The sequence below is a fragment of the Micromonospora sp. NPDC047557 genome, assembly GCF_043205095.1.
GTDB lineage: Bacteria > Actinomycetota > Actinomycetes > Mycobacteriales > Micromonosporaceae > Micromonospora.
Genome location: NZ_JBIDDK010000008.1, coordinates 228,770 through 251,730 on the forward strand (window position 1 = coordinate 228,770; position 22,961 = coordinate 251,730).

Annotated in this window: 18 protein-coding genes; 7 read left to right on the top strand and 11 right to left on the bottom strand. The window is 72.7% G+C overall.

Annotated elements, in window-relative coordinates; all coding sequences use genetic code 11:
- Positions 1-176 precede the first annotated feature (176 nt).
- Both ACGGAQ_RS20520 and ACGGAQ_RS20525 read left to right on the top strand, forming a co-directional pair.
- Positions 177-5,639 carry a carboxyl transferase domain-containing protein gene (locus ACGGAQ_RS20520; RefSeq protein ID WP_393051517.1) on the top strand — a complete coding sequence of 1,821 codons (5,463 nt, stop codon included), beginning with the start codon at positions 177-179 and terminating at the stop codon, positions 5,637-5,639.
- Between the two features lie 293 nt (positions 5,640-5,932).
- The gene (locus ACGGAQ_RS20525) at positions 5,933-7,126 is read left to right on the top strand and encodes an endo-1,4-beta-xylanase (protein WP_393051519.1); all 1,194 of its coding nucleotides are present in this window, start codon (positions 5,933-5,935) and stop codon (positions 7,124-7,126) included.
- A gap of 45 nt (positions 7,127-7,171) precedes the next feature.
- Here the strand turns inward: ACGGAQ_RS20525 and ACGGAQ_RS20530 are convergent, their stop codons facing one another.
- Positions 7,172-7,501 carry an NIPSNAP family protein gene (locus ACGGAQ_RS20530; protein ID WP_393051521.1) on the bottom strand — a complete coding sequence of 110 codons (330 nt, stop codon included), beginning with the start codon at positions 7,499-7,501 and terminating at the stop codon, positions 7,172-7,174.
- Between the two features lie 101 nt (positions 7,502-7,602).
- Here ACGGAQ_RS20530 and ACGGAQ_RS20535 point away from each other — a divergent pair, with 101 nt between their 5' ends.
- The 3 genes from ACGGAQ_RS20535 (at position 7,603) to ACGGAQ_RS20545 (ending at position 11,453) form a co-directional block, all read left to right on the top strand.
- On the top strand, positions 7,603-8,511 hold the full coding sequence (locus ACGGAQ_RS20535; RefSeq protein ID WP_393051523.1) for an endonuclease/exonuclease/phosphatase family protein: 909 nt from the start codon (positions 7,603-7,605) through the stop codon (positions 8,509-8,511).
- Between the two features lie 103 nt (positions 8,512-8,614).
- Positions 8,615-9,007 carry a hypothetical protein gene (locus tag ACGGAQ_RS20540; RefSeq protein ID WP_354861919.1) on the top strand — a complete coding sequence of 131 codons (393 nt, stop codon included), beginning with the start codon at positions 8,615-8,617 and terminating at the stop codon, positions 9,005-9,007.
- Between the two features lies 1 nt (position 9,008).
- Positions 9,009-11,453 (top strand): DUF4132 domain-containing protein, encoded by a 2,445-nt coding sequence (locus tag ACGGAQ_RS20545; protein ID WP_393051619.1) that lies wholly within the window; start codon positions 9,009-9,011, stop codon positions 11,451-11,453.
- Positions 11,454-11,553: 100 nt separating this feature from the next.
- Here the strand turns inward: ACGGAQ_RS20545 and ACGGAQ_RS20550 are convergent, their stop codons facing one another.
- The 6 genes from ACGGAQ_RS20550 to ACGGAQ_RS20575 form a co-directional block, all read right to left on the bottom strand.
- Positions 11,554-12,168, bottom strand: coding sequence for a lactate utilization protein C (locus ACGGAQ_RS20550; RefSeq protein ID WP_393051525.1), 615 nt, complete (start codon positions 12,166-12,168; stop codon positions 11,554-11,556).
- The gene (locus ACGGAQ_RS20555) at positions 12,150-13,610 is read right to left on the bottom strand and encodes a LutB/LldF family L-lactate oxidation iron-sulfur protein (RefSeq protein ID WP_393051527.1); all 1,461 of its coding nucleotides are present in this window, start codon (positions 13,608-13,610) and stop codon (positions 12,150-12,152) included. The genes ACGGAQ_RS20550 and ACGGAQ_RS20555 overlap by 19 nt, the downstream gene beginning before the upstream one ends.
- On the bottom strand, positions 13,607-14,374 hold the full coding sequence (locus ACGGAQ_RS20560; protein WP_393051529.1) for a (Fe-S)-binding protein: 768 nt from the start codon (positions 14,372-14,374) through the stop codon (positions 13,607-13,609). The genes ACGGAQ_RS20555 and ACGGAQ_RS20560 overlap by 4 nt, the downstream gene beginning before the upstream one ends.
- A gap of 19 nt (positions 14,375-14,393) precedes the next feature.
- Complete coding sequence (locus ACGGAQ_RS20565) at positions 14,394-15,143, bottom strand: SDR family NAD(P)-dependent oxidoreductase (protein WP_393051531.1); 750 nt, start codon at positions 15,141-15,143, stop codon at positions 14,394-14,396.
- Positions 15,140-15,991, bottom strand: coding sequence for a fumarylacetoacetate hydrolase family protein (locus ACGGAQ_RS20570; RefSeq protein WP_393051533.1), 852 nt, complete (start codon positions 15,989-15,991; stop codon positions 15,140-15,142). Before ACGGAQ_RS20570 ends, ACGGAQ_RS20565 begins: the two co-directional genes overlap by 4 nt.
- Before the next feature lie 97 nt (positions 15,992-16,088).
- A complete protein-coding gene (locus ACGGAQ_RS20575; RefSeq protein ID WP_393051534.1) occupies positions 16,089-16,907 on the bottom strand; it encodes a helix-turn-helix domain-containing protein in 819 nt (272 codons plus the stop codon).
- 137 nt (positions 16,908-17,044) lie between these two features.
- Here ACGGAQ_RS20575 and ACGGAQ_RS20580 point away from each other — a divergent pair, with 137 nt between their 5' ends.
- A complete protein-coding gene (locus ACGGAQ_RS20580; RefSeq protein ID WP_393051536.1) occupies positions 17,045-17,413 on the top strand; it encodes a nuclear transport factor 2 family protein in 369 nt (122 codons plus the stop codon).
- A 22-nt stretch (positions 17,414-17,435) separates the two neighbouring features.
- Here the strand turns inward: ACGGAQ_RS20580 and ACGGAQ_RS20585 are convergent, their stop codons facing one another.
- Positions 17,436-18,320, bottom strand: a complete 885-nt coding sequence (locus tag ACGGAQ_RS20585) for an MHYT domain-containing protein (RefSeq protein ID WP_393051537.1) — start codon at positions 18,318-18,320, stop codon at positions 17,436-17,438.
- A 166-nt stretch (positions 18,321-18,486) separates the two neighbouring features.
- Complete coding sequence (locus tag ACGGAQ_RS20590) at positions 18,487-21,288, bottom strand: DEAD/DEAH box helicase (protein ID WP_393051539.1); 2,802 nt, start codon at positions 21,286-21,288, stop codon at positions 18,487-18,489.
- A gap of 86 nt (positions 21,289-21,374) precedes the next feature.
- Between ACGGAQ_RS20590 and ACGGAQ_RS20595 the strand changes: the two genes are divergently transcribed.
- Positions 21,375-22,145 (top strand): HAD family hydrolase, encoded by a 771-nt coding sequence (locus ACGGAQ_RS20595; protein WP_393051541.1) that lies wholly within the window; start codon positions 21,375-21,377, stop codon positions 22,143-22,145.
- 24 nt (positions 22,146-22,169) lie between these two features.
- On the opposite strand, the gene ACGGAQ_RS20600 is transcribed toward ACGGAQ_RS20595, so the two are convergent.
- The gene (locus ACGGAQ_RS20600) at positions 22,170-22,568 is read right to left on the bottom strand and encodes a hypothetical protein (protein WP_354861939.1); all 399 of its coding nucleotides are present in this window, start codon (positions 22,566-22,568) and stop codon (positions 22,170-22,172) included.
- Positions 22,565-22,861: a hypothetical protein gene (locus tag ACGGAQ_RS20605; protein ID WP_393051543.1), complete on the bottom strand. Its 297-nt coding sequence runs from the start codon at positions 22,859-22,861 to the stop codon at positions 22,565-22,567. The genes ACGGAQ_RS20600 and ACGGAQ_RS20605 overlap by 4 nt, the downstream gene beginning before the upstream one ends.
- Between the last annotated feature and the right edge of the window lie 100 nt (positions 22,862-22,961).

Consider the following 22,961-nt stretch of genomic DNA (forward strand, 5'->3'; position numbering starts at 1 on the left):
GAGATCGACGCCCGCGGCTCGTCAGCCAAAAAGTTTTGTTGGGTTCCTACAACACAGCGACGGTTGGTTCGGCGGTTGCGCCATGGCGCTGTCCGTCCGGAGCCGGAAAAGTGACCACTGCCGGGAGCCGTCGACGTCCGGCACGCACATCATGGTCTACCAAAGGGGTCAGTCGGGTGTTCAACCGTGTCGCCATCGTCAACCGTGGTGAAGCCGCCATGCGGCTCATCCACGCGGTCCGAGAGCTGGCCGCGGAGACGGGCAGCCGGATCGAGACGGTCGCCCTCCACACCGACGTCGACCGCACGGCCACCTTCGTGCGCGAGGCGGACATCGCGTACGACCTCGGTCCGGCGTCCGCCCGCCCGTACCTGAACCTGGCGACGCTGGAGCGCGCCCTGACCGAGACCGGCGCCGACGCCGCGTGGGTCGGTTGGGGCTTCGTGGCCGAGGATCCGGCGTTCGCGGAGCTGTGCGAGAAGATCGGGGTCACGTTCGTCGGGCCGAGCCCGGAGGCCATGCGCCAGCTCGGCGACAAGATCGGCGCGAAGCTGATCGCCGAGGAGGTCGGCGTGCCTGTCGCGCCGTGGAGCCGCGGCGCCGTCGAGACCCTGGACGCCGCCCGGGCGGCGGCGGCCGAGATCGGCTACCCGCTCATGCTCAAGGCGACGGCCGGCGGCGGCGGGCGCGGCATCCGCGTGGTCACCAACGACGCCGAACTCGCCGACGCGTACGAGCGCACCAGCCAGGAGGCGGCGCGGGCGTTCGGCAGCGGCATCGTGTTCCTGGAGCGCCTGGTCACCGGCGCCCGGCACGTCGAGGTCCAGGTGATCGCCGACGGCCAGGGCACCGCGTGGGCGCTCGGCGTGCGCGACTGCTCGGTGCAGCGGCGCAACCAGAAGGTCATCGAGGAGTCGGCCTCGCCGGTGCTCGACGCGTCCCAGGCGGCCGAGCTGAAGACCTCGGCGGAGCGGCTCGCCGTGGCGGTCGGCTACCGGGGCGCGGCGACCGTCGAGTTCCTCTACCACCCCGGCGACCGGCTGTTCGCGTTCCTGGAGGTCAACACCCGCCTGCAGGTCGAGCACCCGATCACCGAGCTGACCACCGGATTCGACCTGGTCAAGGCGCAGCTGCACGTCGCGTCCGGCGGCCGGCTCGTCGGCGAGCCGCCGGCCGAGCGGGGGCACGCCATCGAGGCCCGGCTCAACGCCGAGGACCCCGACCGGGACTTCGCGCCGTCACCGGGGCGCATCGCGCGGCTGGACCTGCCCGCCGGCCCGGGCATCCGGGTGGACACCGGCGTGAGCGAGGGCGACACCATCCCGGCCGACTTCGACTCGATGATCGCGAAGATCATCGCGTACGGGCGCGACCGCGACGAGGCGCTCGGCAAGCTGCGCCGGGCGATGGCCAACACCACGGTCATCATCGAGGGCGGCGCGACGAACAAGAGCTTCGTGCTCGACCTGCTCGACCAGCCCGAGATCATCGACGCCAGCGCCGACACCGGCTGGATCGACCGGGTCCGGGGCGAAGGCCGACTCGTGACGCACCGGCACTCCGCGGTCGCCCTGGCCGCCGCCGCCATCGAGTCGTACGAGGAGGAGGAGCGCGCCGAGCGACAGCGGCTGCTGTCGACCGCCGCCGGTGGCCGCCCGCAGGTGCAGCACGCCAGCGGCCGGCCGCTGGACCTCAAGCTGCGCGGGGCCACCTACCGGATGCGGGTGGCGCGGATCGGGGCGCACCGGTTCCGCGTCGGCATCGAGGCGGGCGGCGCCGTGCGCACCGCCGACGTCGAGCTGGACCGCTTCGACAGGCACACCGGCCAGATCGTCGTCAACGGCATCCGGTACCGCCTGCTCACCGGCACGCACGGGCCGACCCACCTCGTCGAGGTCGACGGTGTGACGCACCGGGTCAGCCGCGATGAGGGCGGCGTCCTGCGCTCCCCCATGCCCGCGCTTGTCGTCGCCACTCCGCTGGAGGTCGGCGCCGAGGTCGAGGCGGGCGCGCCGGTCCTGGTGCTGGAGGCCATGAAGATGGAGACGGTGCTGCGCGCGCCGTTCAAGGCCCGGCTCAAGGAGTGCGCCGTCTCGGTGGGCAGCCAGGTGGAGGCGGGCGCGCCGCTGCTGCGGCTGGAGCCGCTCGCCGACGAGGCCACCGAGACCGCGGCCGGCCCGAGCGTCGCCAGCGTCGAGCTGGACCTGCCCGCCGCCGACGACGACGCGGGGGCGTACGAGCGCAGCCGGCGCGGTCAGGAGGATCTGCGCGGCCTACTGCTCGGTTTCGACGTCGACCCGCACGACGACCGCCGGGTGCTCGACGACTACCTCGTGGTGCGACGGTTGGCCGCCGAGGACGGGCACCGACCGCTGGCCGCCGAGGTGGACCTCGTCGACGTGTTCGCCGACCTGGCCGAGCTGAGCCGCAACCGGCCGACCGGCGAGGACGGCGGCGCCCACGTCCGCAGCGCCCGGGAGTACTTCCACACCTACCTGCAGAGCCTCGACGTGGAGCGGGCCGGGCTGCCCGACGCCTTCCAGGCCAGGCTCGCCAAGGCGCTGAGCCACTACGGCGTCACCGACCTGGAGCGCTCCCCCGGCCTGGAAGCCGCCGTGTTCCGGATCTTCCTGGCCCAGCAGCGCGCGTCCGCCGACGCCACCGTCGTGGCGTCGCTGCTGCGCGAGTGGCTGCGCGAGACCCCGCCGGACGAGTCGCTGCGCGAGCCGGCCGGTCTGGCGCTGGAGCGACTGATCGCCGCGACGCAGGTCCGCTTCCCCGCCATCGCCGACCTGGCCCGGGGCGTGGTGTTCGCCTGGTTCGCGCAGCCGCTGCTGCGCCGCAACCGGGCCCGCGTCTACGCCCAGATCCGGGCGCACCTGCGACACCTGGACGCCCACCCGGACGCCCCCGACCGCGCCGAGCGCATCGCCGAGATGGTCCGCAGCACCGAGCCGCTGGTGCGTCTGCTCGGCCAGCGCCTGGTCCGTGACCACCTGGACAACACGGTCATGCTGGAGGTGCTGACCCGCCGCTACTACGGCAACAAGGCCCTCACCCGGGTGCGGACCCGCGAGGTCGCCGACTGCGCCTTCGTGGTCGCCGAACGCGCGGACTCCAGTGTGGTCTCCACGGCGGTGAGCTTCGACGCGCTGGGCGGGGCGCTGCGTGGGCTGGCCGAGCTGGCCGGCGACGAGGACTCCGTCGACGCCGACATCTACCTCGGCTGGGAGAACCAGCCGGAGGACTTCGACGCGATGGCCGCCGCGCTGCTCCAGGTGGTCACCGCACATCCGCTGCCGGCGCAGGTCCGCCGGCTCACCGCCACCGTCGCGGGTCGCGGCGGGGCGGTCATGCACCACCACTTCACCTTCCGCCCCTCGGACGGCGGAATGGTCGAGGACCGGCTGATCCGCGGTCTGCACCCGTACATCGCGCAGCGGATGCAGCTGGAGCGGCTGCACAAGTTCGACCTGACCCGGCTGCCGTCGTCCGACGAGGAGGTCTACCTCTTCCAGTGCGTGGCGCGGGAGAATCCGGCCGACGAGCGTCTCGTGGCGTTCGCCCAGGTGCGCGACCTGACCGAGCTGCGCGAGCAGGACGGCCGGCTGGTGGCGCTGCCGACGACCGAGGACGCCATCGCGGCCTGCCTCGACTCGATCCGCCGGGCCCAGTCGCGGCGGCCGTCCAAGACGCGCTTCACCACCAACCGGATCGTCGTCTACGTCTGGCCGCCGAGCGAGCTGACCCGCGAGGAGATGGAGATGATCGCCGGGCGCGTGCGCCCGACGACAGTGGGCGCCGGGCTGGAGGAGATCCTGTTCATCGCGCGGCAGCGCGACCGTCGCACCGGCGAGCTGACCAAGATCGCGGTACGGATCTCGTTCGACGCCGCGGGCGGCGCGGAGCTGGCCGTCGGCACGCCCCCGGTCGAGCCGGTCGAGCCGCTCGACGAGTACCGGCTGAAGGTGCTGCGGGCCAGCAGCCGCAACACGGTGTACCCGTACGAGTTGACCAGCCGGCTCGGTGACTTCGTCGAGCACGACCTCGACGACGCGCACGCGCTGGTGCCGGTGGACCGGCCGAAGGGGCGCAACCGCGCCGCGATCGTCGCCGGTGTCGTCACCACGCCGGCCACGCTGCATCCGGAGGGTGTCACCCGGGTCGTGCTGCTCGGCGACCCGACGAAGTCGTTGGGCGCCCTGTCCGAGCCGGAGTGCCGGCGGGTGATCGCCGCGCTGGACCTGGCGGAGCGGATGCGGGTGCCGCTGGAGTGGTGGGCGCTGTCCGCCGGCGCCCGGATCTCGATGACCTCGGGTACGGAGAACATGGACTGGGTGGCCGCCGCCCTCAAGCGGATCGTCGAGTTCACCCAGGCTGGTGGCGAGATCAACATTGTGGTGGCGGGTATCAACGTCGGCGCGCAGCCGTACTGGAACGCCGAGGCCACGATGCTCATGCACACCAAGGGCGTCCTGGTGATGACGCCGGACTCGGCGATGGTGCTCACCGGCAAGCAGTCGCTCGACTTCTCCGGCGGGGTGTCCGCCGAGGACAACTTCGGCATCGGCGGCTACGACCGGGTGATGGGGCCGAACGGGCAGGCGCAGTACTGGGCGCCGAACCTGACCGCCGCGCGGGACGTGCTGATGGCCCACTACGAGCACACGTACGTCGCGCCCGGCGAGGCCGCGCCGCGGCGGGCGAGCACCACCGACCCGGTGGACCGCGACGTCTCCACGTTCCCGCACGACGTGGCGGGCAGCCCCTTCCGCACGGTCGGTGAGATCTTCTCCGCCGAGGCCAACCCGGACCGCAAGAAGCCGTTCGACATCCGGACGGTGCTGCGGGCCCTCGCCGACCAGGACCACCCGGTGCTGGAGCGGTGGGCCGGCATGGCCGACGCCGACACCGCGGTCGTGCAGGACGCCCACCTCGGCGGCATCCCGGTGTGCCTGCTCGGCATCGAGTCCCGGTCGGTGCCGCGGCGCGGGTTCCCGCCCACCGACGGCCCGGACACCTACACGGCGGGCACGTTGTTCCCGCGCTCGTCGAAGAAGGCCGCGCGGGCCATCAACGCGGCCAGCGGCAACCGGCCCCTGGTCGTGCTGGCGAACCTGTCCGGCTTCGACGGCTCGCCCGAGTCGATGCGCAAGCTGCAACTGGAGTACGGCGCCGAGATCGGCCGGGCGATCGTGAACTTCCAGGGCCCGATCGTCTTCTGCGTGATCTCGCGCTACCACGGCGGCGCGTTCGTGGTGTTCTCGAAGGCGTTGAACCCGAGCATGACGGTGCTCGCGCTGGAGGGGTCGTACGCCTCGGTGCTCGGCGGCGCTCCCGCCGCGGCGGTGGTGTTCTCCGCCGACGTCAACGCCCGTACGGCCGCCGACGAGCGGGTGCGCGCCCTGGAGGCCCGCGTCGCCGCGGCGGCCGGCACCGAGCGCGCCGCGCTGGCCGCCGAGCTCGACGAGCTGCGCTCGTCGGTGCGGGCGGAGAAGCTCGGCGAGGTGGCCACGGAGTTCGACCGGGTGCACAACATCCAACGCGCCGTCGAGGTGGGCTCGGTGGACGCCGTTATCCGCGCCGCCGAGCTGCGTCCGCGCGTCATCGAGGCCATCGAGGCGCGTCTGCACGGCTGATCCGCCGCCGATCCCGCACTGTGGGGACGGCACCGACCCATCCCGGTCGGTGCCGTCCCCACTGCCGTTGGCTGGCCGGCCGCACCGCGCACCGTCGAAACTTTCATCCGATGACTCTCCACAGTCGCGCAGCTCACCCGAGTTTTTTCCGGAAGTTTTCAGAGTTGACGAGCCCCATCGACGGCCATAATGTTTCGAACGAGTTTCCGGTCCCCATCCCGCCCACTCACGTCCCGGGCCGCACCCTCCCTTCAAAGATCGACATTTGTCGATCATGCTCGAAAGGAAGGCAGATGAAGCCAAGACGGTGGATCAGCGCCGGCGTCGTCGCCGTCGCGACCGCTGCGGCGTTGAACGCATTACCGGCCACCGCGAGCCGGCCGTACGACCCGACCACGCAGAGCCTCGCGACCCTCGGCCAACGCCACGGCCTGAAGATCGGCACCGCGGTGAACGCGACAGCCCTCAACGACGCCAACGACCCGCAGTACCGCCGGCTGGCCGCCTCCGAGTTCTCCTCGGTCACGGCCGAGAACGCGATGAAGTGGGAGAGCCTGGAACCCACCCGGGGCACCTACGACTGGACGGCCGCCGACCAGCTCGTCGAGTTCGCCAAGCGCAACAGGCAGGCCGTGCGCGGCCACGTGCTGGTCTGGCACAACCAACTGCCCGCCTGGCTGACCAGCGGCGTCGCCGACGGCAGCATCTCCAAGCAGGAGCTGCGCGAACTGCTGCGCAAGCACATCACCACAGTCGTCAACCACTACAAGGGCAAGATCTGGCAGTGGGACGTGGTCAACGAGGCGGTCAGCGACCCCTGGGACACCCCGTCGACGTTGCACTACAAGGGCTTCTGGGCGCAGAACCTCGGCCCCGACTACATCGCCGACGCGTTCCGCTGGGCCCGCGCCGCCGATCCCAACGCGCTGCTGTTCTACAACGACTACAACATCGAGGCGTTCGGCTCGGGCAACCCGGCCGACGACAAGACGCAGTTCGTCTACGACATGGCCAAGAGGCTGCGCGCGCAGGGCGTCCCGATCGACGGCGTCGGCTCGCAGGGCCACCTGGGCACCCAGTACGGCAACTTCGACACCCTGCAGGTGACCGCCGCCCTGAAGCGGTTCGCCGCGCTCGGTCTGGCCACCGCGTTCACCGAGGTCGACGTCCGCAGCCAGATGACCGCAGGCGTCCAGGCCGGCAACTCCGAGGAGATCAACCCTCGGTTGCAGGCGTCGGCCGCCAACTTCAGCGTGCTGATGAAGGCGTGCCTCGCGGTACGGACCTGCCTGTCGTACACCGTCTGGGGTTTCAGTGACAAGTACTCGTGGGTGCCGGACTGGTTCAACGACCCGCCCGAGGGCCTGGCCACCATCTACGACGAGAACTACCAGCCCAAGCGGGCGTACCAGGAGCTGAAGTCGGACCTGATCTTCGCCGGCCCGCCGTACGTCCTGCCGCGCATCGCGCCCAGGCCGCACCGCTGAACCGGCACGGGTCGTGCGGGGTCCACCCTCCCCGCACGGCCCGTGTCAGCGCGGCACGGCCGGGTCGTCACCCGGCAGCAGCGGACGCATGAACGTCCGCTCGTAGCGCACCACACAGCCCGACTCGTCGCGGATGGCGTCGGCCGCGACGAACTCCGGGTCGTTGCCGAACCGCGCGCGGTACCGCTCGTACGCCGCCAGGCTCTCGAAGCTGAACAGCGCCTCGGCCCGGTCGCTGGCGCCCTCGGCGGGCAGGAAGTAGCCGTGGTGCACGCCGCCGTGCCGGGCCACGAGCCGCATCCATGCGCGGGCGAACCGTTCGAACGCCTCGATCTGCGCGGGGTCGATGGTGTAGTGCACAACGCACGTGATCATTGATCCACCATAGGGCTCGCGCCGGGCCCTGCCGCGCGACGGCCGGCAGTAGGATCACGGGCACCTCGGCGAAGACTGTCGCCTGCCCTGCCGGAGCCCGCATGTCGACAGATCCGCCCGGCGACACCACCCGAATCCGAGGCGCGCTCCTCGGCCGCCGCCGCGGCACCGGCCCGTATCGCGCGATCCGCCGAGCGCTCGCCGTCGGCTGCCTCATCGCCGTCGCCGGGGTGCCGGCCCAATCGCCGGTGGCCGGGGCTTCCACGCCCACGACGGTGCGGGTGCTGCAGATGAACCTGTGCAACAGCGGTCGCGCCGGCTGCTACACCGGGCGGGCGTTGACCAGGGCCGCCGAGGTGATCAGGGCCGAACGACCCGCAGTGGTCACCCTCAACGAGATCTGCCGGGACGATGTGCCCACCCTGGAGGCGGCGTTCAGGGCCACCCACCGCGGCGCGGCGGTCGTGTCCGCCTTCCAGGCCGCCGGCGACCGCCCCAGCGGCGCCGACACCCGGTGCCGCAACGGCCAGGCGTACGGCATCGGGTTGCTGACGCGGCTGCCGGCGGCCGACAGCCGGTACGCCGTACACAGTGGAATCCACCCCGCACAGGACGTCGCGGACCCCGAGGAACGACCCTGGCTCTGCGTCCACGTCGATGGCGCCCTCAACGCCTGCACCACCCACCTGGCGGCGACCAGCCGTGCCGTCGCGCTCACCCAGTGCGGCCACCTGCTCGACGTGATCCTGCCCGCCATCGCGCGAAGCACCGGGTACGCGCCCACCGTGCTCAGCGGCGACCTCAACCTCCGCCTCGACGACGACCCCGACGTACGGTCCTGCACGCCACCCGGTTACCTGCGCGTCGGCGACGGCGCGGTGCAGCACATCGTGACGAGCACCGACATCCTGCTCTGCTGCACCCGGTCGGTGGGCATGGGCGGCGCGACCGACCACCCCGCCCTGCTGGCCACCCTCGTCATCGACGACACACGGCCGACCCGCCGCTGACGACAGCCGCTGGCGGGTGCGCTCGGCAGAACAGTTTCTGCGGTGCTTCTCGTCGGAGGGTCGTGCCATGCTGCCGCTCATTCCAGAGCAGGGAGCACAGGGCATGGTCACGGTGATCGTTCGGGATGAGACAGCGACCGGCAGAGCCATCGAGAGCTGGCCGTTGGCGGGCCTGCCGGAGCGCATCTCGGCGCGGGAGCTGGTTCGGCTGCGGGTGCGCGAGGAGGTGGCGCGGTTCAACGCCCAGCAGCCGCGGCACTTCCGGGGCCTGGTCCAGCCGACCGACACGGAGGCGACGCTGAACGGCTACCGGGTCACTCCGGGCAGGCGACTCGACTGGGTGGCGCAGGCGGACCGCGCCTGCGCCGCCTTCGCCCGTAACGGTTTCCTGCTGTTGGTCGGCGACCGCCAGATCGAGGACCTCGACGAGGAGATCGACCTGCGCACCGACCCGGACGTGGCGTTCGTCCGGCTCGTCGCGTTGGTGGGTGGCTGACATGGGCGACTGGACGGCACTCCTGCCCCACCTGAGCGATGCGGACCGGCGACAGGTGGAGGCCGGTGTCGCCGAGGCCGACGAACGGATCCGGGCGGTGCTGAGGATCGCGAGCACGTACTTCTGGGGTTCCTCGGTGACAAGCGTGCCGGAGTGGGCCACCGTCGAGGCGTGGCCGGCCGAGGAGCGTCGCCGCGCCGCCCTGGCCGTGCACCGGGAGTCGGCGAACGGCTCGATCCCCACCGCGCTGAACGACGTCGTACGCAGCCTCGCCGCCGAGGACGTCCCGTTCACGCGGGCGGACCTGGTGTGGTGCCTGGACGTCCTCGCTCGCGGCGCCGGCTTCGACAACGGCGCCGACCTGGAGCTGCCCGCCCTGATCGCGCCGCGCCTGACGGCCGCCGAGCTGGCCGACCTGGTGCCGGCGCTGTCCGCCCTGGTCAGTGAGCTGGTCGACGACTACTTCATCGCGACGGGGCCCCGGCGACGCGCCGTGACGCTGCTCGGCCGGGCCATCGACCGCGCCACCGGTAATCGCCTGCCGTCGTCGCTGTTGCACGACGGGGACACCTTCGGGCCAGCCGTACGCGCCGACCTGGGGGCCGCCCTCGCCGCGCCGGGGGTGCCCGAGTTGCTGGAACACTGCGCCGCGCTGGACAAACCGGCGGCGACCGCGAAGTGGCTGCGCCGCCTCGACGAACTGCTCGCGGCCGCGCCCGGCGGCCGGCAGGTCGTCCGCCGGCTGCTCGACGCGTTCACCGCCCACGGCCGGACCGTCCACGACGACACGGACCGCCTCCTGCGCGGGCTGGTCTGGGCGCTGTCGCGCGAGCGCGACGGGAGAGCGACGGACCTGCTGGCGCGGGTCACCGCCAGCGCGGCGGCAGCCCCGCGCCGAGCCGCCGGGTTCCCGTACGCCCCGCGCACGGCGATCGCGGCGGTACGACTGCTGGCCGACCGCGACGGCGACGTGCCGCTGCGCACGCTGGCCCGGCTGGCCGTGACGGTCCGCAACAAGGCCGTGCGGAGCCGGGTCCAGGCCGCGCTGACCCAGCTCGGCGCGCGACGCGGGTGGACGCTCAGCGAGGTCATGGAGCTGACAGTCGACGACCACGGGCTCGGGCCCGACGGGTGCCTGCGCACAGCCGTCGGCCCGTACGAGGCGACGGTCGAGATCGTGGGCGACCGGGCACGCCTGGTCTTCGCCCGGGACGGCGTCGCGCTCAAGGGCGTCCCGGCCCAGGTCAAGCAAGCGCATGGCGACGAGCTCACGCAGCTACGGGACGTCGTCAAGCGGATCGGCGCGACCCTGGTCAGCGAGCGGCAGCGGGTGGAGGGGCTGCTGTCCGAGGAGCGCGTCTGGTCGTACCCGGACTGGTCGTCGCGATTCCTCGACCACCCGGTCACGGCGACCTACGGGCGGCGCCTGCTGTGGGAGACCAGCACCGACGGCCAGCGCTGGACGGCCGGTCTGCCCCGACGGGACGGCGACGGGTGGGCGATCGTCGACCGGGACGGCCGGGCCCTCGCGCCCGGATCGGTCCGGTTGTGGCATCCGGTCCGCGCGGACACGGCCGAGGTGCTGGCCTGGCGTGGGCATCTGGTCGCCACCGGCCTGACGCAGCCGTTCAAGCAGGTCTTCCGGGAGGTCTACCCGCGCACGCCCGCCGAGGAGAAGACGCACACCTACTCCAACCGGTTCGCCGGGCACATCCTGCGCTACCGCCAGGCCAACGCCCTGCTGCGCGCCCGTGGCTGGCAGGCCGGATACCTCGGCACCTGGGACGGCGGGTACGACAGCGAAGCCACCAAGGTCTTCGGCGGCGGGGCGTGGCGGGCGTCCTTCCACCACGCGCTCGTCGACAACCCGGATCCACACCACTACGACGTCGAGTACTGCTCCACCGACCAGGTGCGCTTCGCCCGACACGACGGGACGACCTGGCTGCCCGCCCCGATCATCGACGTGCCACCGCTGGTGTTCAGCGAGGCCATGCGCGACGTGGACCTGTTCGTCGGCGTCACCTCGATCGCCACCGACCCGCAGTGGGCCGATCGCGGCGAGGACCGGTTCTCCGCCTACTGGCACCGCACCGCCGTGGCGGAGCTGACCCCGTCGGCGCAGGTACGCCGGGACGCGCTCGCCCGGCTGCTGCCCCGGATGGCCATCGCCGACCGGGTGGACCTCACGGACCGGTATCTGCGGGTCCGGGGGACCCTGCGCACGTACCGGATCCACCTCGGATCGGGCAACGTCATGATGGAGCCCGACGACGCGTACCTGTGCATCGTCGCCGCACGCGCACAGACCGGGCGCCTGCACCTGCCGTTCGACGACGACCCCATGCTGTCCACGATCCTGTCCAAGGCGATCATGCTCGCCGCCGACGACCGGATCACCGACCCCACCGTGCTGAGCCAACTGCGACCCACCGAGGTCGACTGATGCCGACCGAGATTGGTCGAGGGACATCCCGGTAAGGGTGTCTACGTAGCCGAGGGATGACCCCAGCCGGTCGTCACTGCGACGCGGCGGCCGGCGTGGGTCAGGGCAGCAGGACGACGTGCAGACGGCGCGGGCCGTGCACCCCCTCAACGCGGATCAACTCGATGTCGCTGGTGGCCGACGGGCCACTGATCCAGGTCAGCGGGCGGTGCGGCGTCAGTCGGGCCAGGGCCTCGGGCACGGTGGCCACCACCTGGTCGGCGCGGAGGACACACACGTGCCGGTCCGGCAGGAGGCTGAGCACCCGGCGGCCCTGGTCGGGCGAGCCGTCGAGGACGATCGTTCCGGTCTGGGCGATGGCGACGGCCGCGGCGGTGACGACGGCGTCCGCGGCCCCGATCCGCGCGTGGTCGAGGCCGTCGTCGGTCAGCGTGGTCACCGTCGGCGGCAGCCAAGCCGGCGGCAGACCCGGCGGTACGACGACTGTGCCGCCCGCCGGCAGGAGGTCGGCGATCGTGTCGGCGACGGCTGCCTCGGCGATCCGGTGCACGTGCGCCCGGTAGTCCGTCAGCCGCTGCGCCAACTGGTCCAGGTCGACGGTGTCGGCCTGCCGGTAGTCGCGGGGCACGTCGACAGGCGCGGCGGCATCGGCGGCGAGCGCGGCCCGCAGCCGGCCGAGGACGAGGTCCCGGGAGGTCACCGCTCGGCCCACCATTCGCGGAACGTCTGCGTCGGGGGGTCCGGCAGGTCCCGGCTGGCGGTCCAGCCGTTCAGCGGTGGGGGCAGCCCTCGGCCACGCCGACCGGCGAGCCGGCTCAGCCGCGCGGCGCGCTGCCCGGCCGCGTACAGCCGGGGTCGGTCCATCGTGTACGCGGCGGCGGCCATCGCGATCGACTCGGCGGTGGGCCGCGGTCGCGACTCGACGGCCTCGGCACGCAGGTGCACCAGCAGCTCCGGAATGTTGATTTTGACGGGGCAGGCGTCGTAGCAGGCGCCGCAGAGCGTCGACGCGTACGGCAGGGAGGCGTTGTCCTCGATGCCGGTGAGCTGGGGCGACAACACCGCCCCGATAGGCCCCGGGTACACCGACCCGTAGGCGTGGCCGCCGGCGCGCTCGTAGACCGGGCACACGTTGAGGCACGCCGAGCAGCGGATGCACCGCAGCGCCTCCCGGCCGACCTCGTCGGCGAGCACCGCGCTGCGCCCGTTGTCGAGCAGGACCAGGTGAAACGACTGCGGCCCGTCGCCCGGGGTCACTCCCGTCCACATCGAGGTGTACGGGTTCATCCGCTCCCCCGTCGACGCCCGCGGCAGCAGCTGGAGGAAGACCTCCAGGTCCCGCCAGGTCGGCACCACCTTCTCCACGCCCATGACGGTGATGAGGGTTTCCGGCAGGGTCAGGCACATCCGCCCGTTGCCCTCGGACTCGACCACGGCCAGGGTGCCGGTCTCGGCGACGGCGAAGTTCGCGCCGGACACCGCCACCGGCGTACTCAGGAACGTCTCGCGCAGGAACCGGCGCGCGGCGGCGGCGAGGGCCGTCGGGTCGTCGGTGAGCGCCGGGTCGACGCCGGGCATCTCGCGCAGGAAGATCTCCCGGATCTCGGCCCGGTTGCGGTGGATCGCGGGCACCAGGATGTGGCTCGGCCGGTCGTCGCCGAGTTGCACGATCAGCTCCGCCAGGTCCGTCTCGACGGGGGTGATCCCGGCCGCTTCGAGGGCCTCGTTGAGGCCGATCTCCTGGGTCGCCATGGACTTGACCTTGATGACCCGGTCCGCGCCGGCCGCGCGGACGAGGTCGGTGACGATCCGGTTGGCCTCAACCGCGTCCGCCGCCCAGTGCACCACGCCGCCGGCGTCGGTGACCTTCTCTTCGAGCTGTTCCAGCAGGTCGGGCAGGCGGTGCAGGGTGTCGGCCTTGATGGCCGCGCCCGCCGCGCGCAACTGCTCCCAGTCGGCCTGTTCGGCGATCACACTCGCGGACTTGGCCCGGATCGTCGTCGTGGCGTGGCGGAGGTTGCGCCGCAGTTGCGGGTCGGCCAGGCTGCGCCGCGCGGCGCTCGGGAACGACTCGTCGCCGCGCAGGTGCCCCACGCCTGCCGGCGCGGTCACCGGTGGGGTGGTCGCCGGCATGCCGAGGAACGTCCGGCGGGTCATGACCGGACGGCCGATCGGGCGCTGGGGGTGCCGCTCTGCTCGGTCGAGGCCAGGATCTCGGCGAGGTGCACGGTGCGCACCCCGGTCCGCAGCCGCGACAGGCCGCCGCCGATGTGCATGAGACACGAGGCGTCCCCGGCGGCGCACACGTCGGCGCCGGTGGCGAGCACGTGGCGCATCTTGTCCGCCAGCATCGCCGTGGACGTCTCCGGGTTCTTCACGGCGAACGTGCCGCCGAACCCGCAGCACTGCTCCGCCGCCGGCAACTCGACCAGGTCGAGGCCGCGCACCGCGCGCAGCAACTGTCGCGGCCGGTCGCCCACCCGCAGCATCCGCAGCGAGTGGCAGGTCGGATGGTAGGTGACCCGGTGCGGGTAGTACGCGCCCACGTCGGTCACCCCGAGCACGTCGACGAGCAGTTCCGACAGCTCGTACGTCCGCTCGGCCACCGACTCGGCCCGGCTGGCCAGCCGTACGTCGCCAGCCCGCCGGGCCACCGTCGCGTGCTGGTGGCGCACCGACCCGACGCAGGAACCCGACGGCGCGACGATCACGTCGTACCTGTCGAAGACCCGCACGTGCCGGCGCACCAGGGGAACGGCCTCGCGCTGGTAGCCGGTGTTGACGTGCATCTGCCCGCAGCAGGTCTGCTCCGGCGGGAAGACCACCTCGTGGCCGAGCCGCTCCAGCAGCCGCACCGTCGCGGTGGCCGCCTGCGGGAACATGGTGTCGGCCAGGCAGGTCACGAACAGCGCGATCCGCACCGCACACCCCCGCCCGTCGTCACGGCCGGACCCGCAGATGGGTGACGCCACCGTCGACGTCCAACACCGTACCCGTGGTCGACGCCGAGAGCGGCGACGCGAGGTAGACGATCGCGTTCGCGACCTCCTGCGGCGTGACCAGTCGGCCGATGGGCTGGCGGGCCTGCAACGCCACGCGCTCGGCGGCCGGGTCGTCCGCCTGCGCCAGCAGCCGTCCCACCCAGGGCGTGTCGGCCGTGCCGGGGCAGACGCAGTTGAACCGGATACCCTCGCGGACGTGGTCGGTGGCCATGGCGAGGGTCAGCGACAGCACGGCGCCCTTGCTGGCCGAGTAGAGCGCCCGGCCGGGCAGGCCGTTGAGCGCCGCGATGGACGAGAGGTTGACGACCGACGCGTGCGCCGAGCGGCGCAGCCAGGGCAGGGCCGCGCTGACGACCCGCGCCATGCCGACCACGTTGACGTCGAGCACGCGGTGCCACTCGTCGTCGCTCTGGTCGGCGACGGTTCCGGTCGCGCCGATCCCGGCGTTGTTGACCACCACGTCGATGCCGCCGAGCGCGTCGGCGGCCGCGGCGACCGCCTGCTGCACCGACGGGCGGCTCGACACGTCGGCGGCGATGCCGGCGATGCCCTCCGGCAGGCCGCTCGGGTCGAGGTCGAGGACGGCCACCCGGGCGCCCCGCTCGCGCAGCTCCACGGCGGTGGCGCGGCCGATGCCGGAGGCGCCTCCGGTGACCAGCGCGGCCAGCCCGGCGAACTCCGCGCTCATGCCGCCACCAACGTCTGGCGTGCCCGCCCCAGGCCGGCGACCTCCAGCTCCACCACGTCGCCGGCGCGCAGGTACGGGTGGTCCGCAAGGCCCAGCGCCACCCCGGCGGGCGTGCCCGTGTTGATGACGTCGCCGGGGTACAGGACCATGAACTGGCTGAGGTACCAGACAACGTGCGCGACCGGGAAGATCATGTCCTTGGTGGACCCGTCCTGGCGGAGAACCCCGTTGACCCACAACCGCAGCGCCAGCGACTGCGGGTCGTCGACCTCGTCGGCCGGCACGAGGCTCGGCCCCAGCGGGTTGAACGTCTCGCAGCTCTTGCCCTTGTCCCACTGGCCCCCGCGCTCCAACTGGAACTCCCGCTCGGAGACGTCGTGCGACACCGCGTACCCCGCGATGTGCCGCATCGCCTCCTGCGGGGAGTCGGCGTAGCGGATCGTCGTGCCGACGACGACCGCGAGTTCGACCTCCCAGTCGGTCTTCGTCGAGCCGCGCGGAACGAGAACGTCGTCGTACGGCCCGACGATGGTCATCGGGTCCTTCATGAAGACCACCGGCTCGGCGGGCAGCGCCGCACCCGTCTCCGCCGCGTGATCGCGGTAGTTGAGTCCGATGCAGACGATCTTGTGGGGTCGGGCGATGGGAGCACCCACCCGCAGGCTGTCCGCGTCGGGCAGCTCGGCCAGCTCGCCACGGTCGAGCGCGACCCGCGTCCGCGCGATCCCGTCCGACGCCCAGAACGCCCCGTCCAGGTCGGCGGTGAGCGGCCGCAGGTCGAAGGTCGTACCGTCGCGCTGGACGACCGGGATCTCCTGGCCGCTCGGGCCGAGGCGCTGGAAGTTCATCTCACTCTCCTCTGTGTCCGGGCTGACCGGCGGGTGGCGGACACCCCCGCATTCAACACCGACACGCCCCGCGACCGGCACAGCGGGAGCACCTCGGTCAGCTCGGTGGGATCTCGTCGCCGCCCCGTACGCCAAGGGCGCGCAGCGTCGCCGCGTCGGCGGGGAAGAACGACTCGACGGCCAGCCCGGCGACGGTGACATCCAGCGGGGTGCCGAACACGGTGGTGGTGCTGAGGAAGGACAGGTCCCGGCCGTGGTGGCGGTACCGCAGCCCGACGGCGACCCGCGAGACCGGGTCGTCGATTGGCGGAGAATGGCCGTTGTCGCCGGGATAGCCGCGCAACTCCTCGTACAGGTCGTGCAGGGCCGCGTCGCCGGTGGCGGCGGCCGTCTGGCGCAGCCGGGTGAGCAGGTGCGCACGCCACTCGGGCAGGTTGCCGATCCGCGGGGCCATGCCGTCGGGGTGCAGGCTGAGCCGCAGGACGTTGACCGGAGGGACGAGCAGGTGCGGCGCCGCGCCGTCGGTGAACAACGCCACGGCGGGGTTGGCTTCGACGAGGTGCCAGTGCCGGTCGATGAGCACCGCCGGATACGGGCCGTGGCCATCGAGGATCCGCCGTACGGCGGCACGCACCGGGGCCAGCTCCGGGTCGTCCAGGTCGTGGCGGGGATAGGCGGGCGCGTACCCGCCGGCGAGCAGGATGGTGTTGCGGTCCGCCAGCGGTACGTCGAGCTGCTCGGCGAGCCGCAGGATCAGCTCGGGGCTCGGCCGGGACCGCCCGGTCTCCACGAAGCTCAGATGTCGAGCGGAGATCCCCGTCTCGATCGACAGGTCGAGTTGGCTCATCCGGCGGCTCTGGCGCCAGTCGCGCAGCAGCTCGCCGACCCGTCGTACCGGCCTGGTCGTCGTCGTCACACGACCGACCCTAGTGATCGCGCCGGCGTACGGACCATTACCTCCGACGTAATCGACAGCGCCGCGGGCCGGCCGCAACCATCTCTCCCGAGAGCGGCGCCCACCGCCGCTCGTCACCCGACGATGAGGAGAGAGCCATGGCTACGAGCTTCGACGCGCTGGCCGAGCGGTACATCGCGATCTGGAACGAGACCGACCCGGCCCGTCGCCGCACGCAGATCGCCGATGTGTGGGCTCCGGACGCCCGCTACGTCGACCCGCTCACCGTCGCCGAGGGCCGGGAGGCGATCGACGCGACGATCGCGGCGGTGCAGGGCCAGTTTCCCGGCATGACGTTCCGGCTGGCCGGCCCGGTCGACGGCCACCACGACCAGATCCGGTTCACCTGGGAGCTGGGGCCCGACGGGGTCGAGGCGCCGGTCGTGGGCTTCGACGTCGCCGTGCTGGACGGCAACGGGCAGCTCAGCCAGGTGCTCGGCTTCCTGGACCGGGTCCCGGTGGCCTGATCGTCCCTTCCGGTGCGGGGTGTCAGCGCGGCGGGGTGTCCCGGCGCGACGGGAACGGGGTGCCGGGCTGCCCCAGGGTGGAGCGGGCACGCAGCCCGACCGGGTCCGGAGCGGTCACCGGCGCAGCCGGGGCCGGCTCCGGTCCCCGGCGCGCGTCGAGGTACGCGGCGGCGGCCCGATCGTCGTCGGTGGGCGCGGCGAGCAGGGCGTAGAGCAGCCCGACCACCCCGAAGACCACCGCCACGATGATCGGCACCAGCAACGCGCTCACCCTGGTGCCGGTCACCCCGTCCGCACGTTCGTGCAGGTGCACCGAGAGCGCGCTCATGCCGGTGAAGTGCATGCCGTTCACGGCGACGCCCATGACCAGCGCGGACGCGAAGATCGCCAGTGGGCGCCGGACGGTCATCGCGAGCCACAGCGCGACGGTGGCGGCGACGACCGCGACGACCACCGAGAGGATGACGCGGGTGCTGTCGTAGCCGAGGCTGCCGTTGAGGCGCATCGCCGCCATGCCGGTGTAGTGCATGGCGGCGACGCCGACGCCGGTGAAGACGCCACCGGCGACGAGGCGTACCGGATTCAGCCGGCCGGTGCCGACGATGGCCAGGCCGATACCGACCGCGACCACCGCGATGGCGGTGCTGGCGGCAGTGAGGGGCACGTCGTACCGGATGCGGGTGCCGCCGACGGCGAAGCCGAGCATGGCCATGAAGTGCATCGCCCAGATCGCGGTGCCGCCGAGCGCCCAGGCGGCCAGCAGACCCCACCAGGCGCGCTGACCGGCGGTACGGGCGGTACGGATGCGACCGGCGCAGACGAGCCCGAGGATCGAGCCGAGCACGGACAGCGCGTAGCTCAGCGCGGGTGTGATCCACCCGTACTCAAAGTGATTGATGTCCGCCACGACGGTCCTCTCCCCCATTGGTTACCGGCGCGTAAGTACGGCGCTCGGGCAATGATCAGGGGTGCTCCGACCAGGCGCAACAGCGCCCCCCGGGCTGTTCGGGGGGTGCCGTCGCGGTGACGGTCCGATGCGTCGGTTCGCGGACGACGCTGACCGAAAGTGATGATCAGGTGGAGGTGTGGTACGCCAGCACGCCCCGGTTGATGGCCGCTATCGCCTGCCGGGCGGTGGAGCGCAGCTCCGGCGAGGCACCGCCGGAGTCGGCAAGTTGACCGAGCAGGTCGACCACCTGCCGGGCCCACCGGACGAAGTCACCGGCGGGCATCTCCCCGTCGATCTCGTGCCCGCTGCCGAGCACCTTGGCCAGCGCCTCGCCCCGCGCCCACCGGTAGACCGGCCAGGCGAAGCCGAGGTCCGGCTCCCGGGTCGCGGCCAGACCGCGCGCCGCCTCGTCGGCTTCGATCTCACCCCACAGCTTCAGCGTCTCGTCGACGGCGTCGGCCACCGGGCCGCGCGGCAGCGACGCCCGCTCGTCGACGTCGCGACGCGCCTCGAAGACCACCACGGACACCGCGGCGGCCAGCTCGGCCGGGGAGAGCCCGTCCCACACCCGACGGCGCAGACACTCGGCAACCAGCAGATCCGCTTCCGTCCAGATCCGGCCGAGCATCCGACCGGCGTCGGTGACCGCGCCGTCGCGGGCGAGGTAACCACGGTCGGTCAGCAGCGCCACGATCCGGTCGAAGGTCCGCGCGAGGGACCCGGTGCGCCCGGACACCCGCTCGCGCAGCTCCTCGGTGTCCCGCTCCAGCCGACGGCGCCGCTCCGCCCAGCGGGCGTGCTCCTCGCGCTCCGGGCAGGCGTGGCAGGGATGGTTACGCAGCTCGGTGCGGAGTTGGCTGAGCCGGTGGTCCTCGCCGGGCGCCTGCCGGGAGCGGCCACCGCGGCGACCGCCGTGCCGGTCCAGGCCGGTGCCGCTGACCTCGGCGGCCAGGTCCCGCCGGGCACCCGGCGAGCGGTGGTTGAAGTGCTTGGGCACCCGGATGCGGGCCAGCACCTCGGCCGGGGTGGTGAAGTCGCCGGGGCTGACCCGCCCCGCCCAGCGGTCCTGGGTGAGCACCAGCGGACGAGGCTCGCCGAAACCGCCGGTCGCCGGGTCCAGCACGACGGCCAGGCCGGCCCGCCGGCCCGACGGCACGCGGATCACGTCGCCGACCCGCAGGCGCTCCAGCGACGCCACAGCGGCGGCCTTGCGCTGGGTCTGCCCCTGCCGGGCGATGGCCTTCTCCCGGTCGGCGATCGCCACCCGCAGCGCGAAGTACTCGTCGAAGTCGCCGTGGTGGCAGGCGGCCTCCGCGCCGTACGCCTCGATGGTCTCGGTGTTGCGCTGCACCTGCCGGGCCAGGCCGACCACCGACCGGTCGGCCTGGAACTGGGCGAACGAGGACTCCAGCAGCGCCCGGGCGGGCTCCGCGCCGACCGTGCCGACCAGGTTCACCGCCATGTTGTACGAGGGCCGGAAGCTGGAGCGCAGCGGATAGGTGCGGGTGGAGGCGAGCCCGGCCACGTGCCGTGGGTCGGTCTCCGGGGACCACACCACGACGGCGTGCCCCTCGACGTCGATGCCACGCCGACCGGCGCGGCCGGTGAGCTGGGTGTACTCCCCCGGGGTCAGGTCGACGTGCGCCTCGCCGTTGTACTTGACCAGCCGTTCCAGCACCACGCAGCGGGCCGGCATGTTGATGCCCAACGCCAGGGTCTCGGTGGCGAAGACCGCCTTGACCAGACCCCGGACGAACAGCTCCTCGACGATCTCCTTGAACACCGGCAGCATGCCGGCGTGGTGGGCCGCGAGGCCGCGCTCCAACCCGTCGAGCCACTCCCAGTAGCCCAGCACCGTCAGGTCCTCGCCGGGGATGGCGGTGACCCGGGACTCGACCACCCGGCGGATCTCGGCCCGCTCCTCGGGCGAGGTGAGCCGCAGCCCGGCGGCCAGGCACTGCTGCACGGCGGCGGCGCAGCCGGCCCGGCTGAAGATGAACAGGATCGCCGGCAGCAGCCCTTCGCGGTCCAGCCGGTCGACGATGTCCGGGCGCATCGGCCCACGCCAGCGGGGGCCGCGCCGACCGGCGCCCGGCCCGGCGCTGCGCCCCTCCCCCAGCTCCAGGCGGCGCACGGTGTCGCGGGTGTAGCGCAGCAGCTCCGGGTGCACGTCGTGCTTGCGGGCGGCGTCGGCGTCGTGGAACAGGTCGAACATCCGCTTGCCGACCAGCATGTGCTGCCACAGCGGCACCGGCCGGTGCTCGCTGACCACCACGGCGGTCTCGCCGCGCACGGTGACCAGCCAGTCGGCGAACTCCTCGGCGTTGGACACGGTCGCCGACAGCGAGACCAGGGTGACCGAGGCGGGCAGGTGGATGATCACCTCTTCCCACACGCCGCCGCGGAACCGGTCGGCGAGGTAGTGCACCTCGTCCATCACCACGTACGCCAGCCCCTGCAGGGTGCTGGACCCCGCGTAGAGCATGTTGCGCAGCACCTCGGTGGTCATCACCACCACGGGCGCGTCGCCGTTGATCGCGTTGTCGCCGGTGAGCAGGCCGACCTGCTCGGCGCCGTACCGGGCGACCAGATCGTGGTACTTCTGGTTGGACAACGCCTTGATCGGCGTGGTGTAGAAGCACTTGCGCCGGGTCGGTGGCGTCGCGCCGTCGTCGGCCGCCGCCGGGTCGTCGGGCCGCCCGCGCAGCGCCAGGTGTACGGCGAACTCGCCGACCACGGTCTTACCCGCGCCGGTGGGGGCACAGACCAGCACGCCGCTGCCCCGCTCCAACGACTGACACGCCTCGCGCTGGAAGTCGTCGAGATCGAACCCCAGGTCCAGGGCGAACTCGTCCAGTGCCGGGAACTGCGCGGTCTGCGCGGCCCGGCGGCGCGCCGCTGCGTACCGCTCGGCGGGGCTCGACATGGCTCCAAGATTAGTGCGTGCCGGGACACGACACCCGACAAGGCCGTGCGCAGGGGCCGTCGGCGGCGGTCGGTAGGGTGCACGGCGTGCCGGACCATGCCGAACCGCCCCAGACCAGTCCGCCGGGCAGCGTCGCGGACGCCAGTGCCCCTCGGGCGTCCCGACGGCCCGTCAAGGCGGTGCTCTTCGACTTCCACGGCACCCTGGCCCAGGTGGAGGAGCCCCGGCAGTGGGTCATCGAAGCCGCCGCCGCGTGCGGGGTCACCCTGGACCGGGTTCGCGCCACCTCGCTGGCCGACCGGCTGCTCACCGCCGGCCGCGCGGGCGGCCCTCTGCCGGCCCGGGTGCCGCCCCGGCTGGCCGAGCTGTGGGCCGACCGGGACCTCTACGCGCACGCCCACCGGGGTGCGTACACGGGGCTGGCCGAAACCGTGGACGCGGGCATCGAGGGTTTCGCCGACGCGCTCTACGAGCGGCTGCTCGTCGCCGAGGGCTGGCTGCCGTACCCGGACACCGCTCCCACGCTGGCCGCGCTGCGCGATGCCGGTGTGCGGGTGGCGGTGGTCAGCAACATCGGCTTCGACCTGCGACCGCACTTCGAGGCCTGGGGGTTGACCGACCTCGTCGACGCGTTCGTGCTGTCGTACGAGGTGGGGCGCTGCAAGCCCGACCCGGCGATCTTCTGGCGGGCGTGCGGGATGCTCGGCGTCGACCCTGAGCAGACGCTGATGGTCGGCGACACCCCGGCGGACGCGGGCGCCGTCGCCGCCGGCTGCGCGGTGCTGGTGCTCCCGGCCGCCGAGCCGGGCCGGGAGAACGGCCTCGGCGCGGTCCTGGACCTGGCCCTGCCGACCTGAACCCAGCCGCGCCCGCGGAACCCGTCAGGTCGGGATGTGGATGACCGGCAGCTCGCCGTCGCCGTACCGGTCCTCCCCGGTCAGGATCGAGGCGTCATGGTCGAGAACGGCCAGCACCGTGGTGGCGAGATCGGCCCGACCCGTCACCGTCCGCCAGTAGCTGAGCTCGTGCCAGGAGCGCCCCTCGGTGGAGAGCACCGCACAGGCGTCCAGGGTCAGCAGCCGGTGCAGGGTCGCCCGTTCCTTCGGGTCGCTGACGATCGCCAGGGCCTCCGCCGCGGTCACGGCGGTGACACCGAACCTGTTGCGGTCCTGGATGACCTCGTGCAGCGGCTCCCCGACGTGCACCGACCCCGCCAGATAAGCCAGCAGCGCCGAGCGATCCAGCACGAGCCGAACCGGCCGGTCGTCCGCGGCGCTCACGCGGCCGGCTGGTCGGCGGCGTCCAGCAGGTGTTGGCGTGCCCGCTCACGCAGCGCATTCCGGCGCTCCGGCGACCAGTCGGCCTCAACGGCGGCACGACGGGCGCGCGCCTCGGCCACACCCTGCTCGGTGATCTGGATGCCCTGGTGGGCCAGCTCCGCGTCCAGGGCGTCCAGACGCATCCGGTCCCGGACGGCCTGGGTGATGTACGCGCTGGCGTTGGACTCGTGCTCCAGACGCTCCGCCACGTCGGGTGGGACGGAGATGGACAGCTTCCGCATCGCGCTGGTCATACCCGAGACCGTACGCCGGTAGCACCGGGTTGGCGAACACCTACGGCCGTGTCCGGCGCTCGGGTGCTGGCGGCGTTGGAGGGCCACGCCGGGGCGCCGG

What these genes read in the sequence shown, in the direction of transcription:
- ACGGAQ_RS20525 (WP_393051519.1), top strand. Translation starts at nt 5,933, where the DNA reads ATGAAGCCAAGACGGTGGATCAGCGCCGGCGTCGTCGCCGTCGCGACC.
- ACGGAQ_RS20530 (WP_393051521.1), bottom strand. Translation starts at nt 7,501, where the DNA reads ATGATCACGTGCGTTGTGCACTACACCATCGACCCCGCGCAGATCGAG.
- ACGGAQ_RS20535 (WP_393051523.1), top strand. Translation starts at nt 7,603, where the DNA reads ATGTCGACAGATCCGCCCGGCGACACCACCCGAATCCGAGGCGCGCTC.
- ACGGAQ_RS20540 (WP_354861919.1), top strand. Translation starts at nt 8,615, where the DNA reads ATGGTCACGGTGATCGTTCGGGATGAGACAGCGACCGGCAGAGCCATC.
- ACGGAQ_RS20545 (WP_393051619.1), top strand. Translation starts at nt 9,009, where the DNA reads ATGGGCGACTGGACGGCACTCCTGCCCCACCTGAGCGATGCGGACCGG.
- ACGGAQ_RS20550 (WP_393051525.1), bottom strand. Translation starts at nt 12,168, where the DNA reads ATGGTGGGCCGAGCGGTGACCTCCCGGGACCTCGTCCTCGGCCGGCTG.
- ACGGAQ_RS20555 (WP_393051527.1), bottom strand. Translation starts at nt 13,610, where the DNA reads ATGACCCGCCGGACGTTCCTCGGCATGCCGGCGACCACCCCACCGGTG.
- ACGGAQ_RS20565 (WP_393051531.1), bottom strand. Translation starts at nt 15,143, where the DNA reads ATGAGCGCGGAGTTCGCCGGGCTGGCCGCGCTGGTCACCGGAGGCGCC.
- ACGGAQ_RS20570 (WP_393051533.1), bottom strand. Translation starts at nt 15,991, where the DNA reads ATGAACTTCCAGCGCCTCGGCCCGAGCGGCCAGGAGATCCCGGTCGTC.
- ACGGAQ_RS20580 (WP_393051536.1), top strand. Translation starts at nt 17,045, where the DNA reads ATGGCTACGAGCTTCGACGCGCTGGCCGAGCGGTACATCGCGATCTGG.
- ACGGAQ_RS20590 (WP_393051539.1), bottom strand. Translation starts at nt 21,288, where the DNA reads ATGTCGAGCCCCGCCGAGCGGTACGCAGCGGCGCGCCGCCGGGCCGCG.
- ACGGAQ_RS20605 (WP_393051543.1), bottom strand. Translation starts at nt 22,861, where the DNA reads ATGACCAGCGCGATGCGGAAGCTGTCCATCTCCGTCCCACCCGACGTG.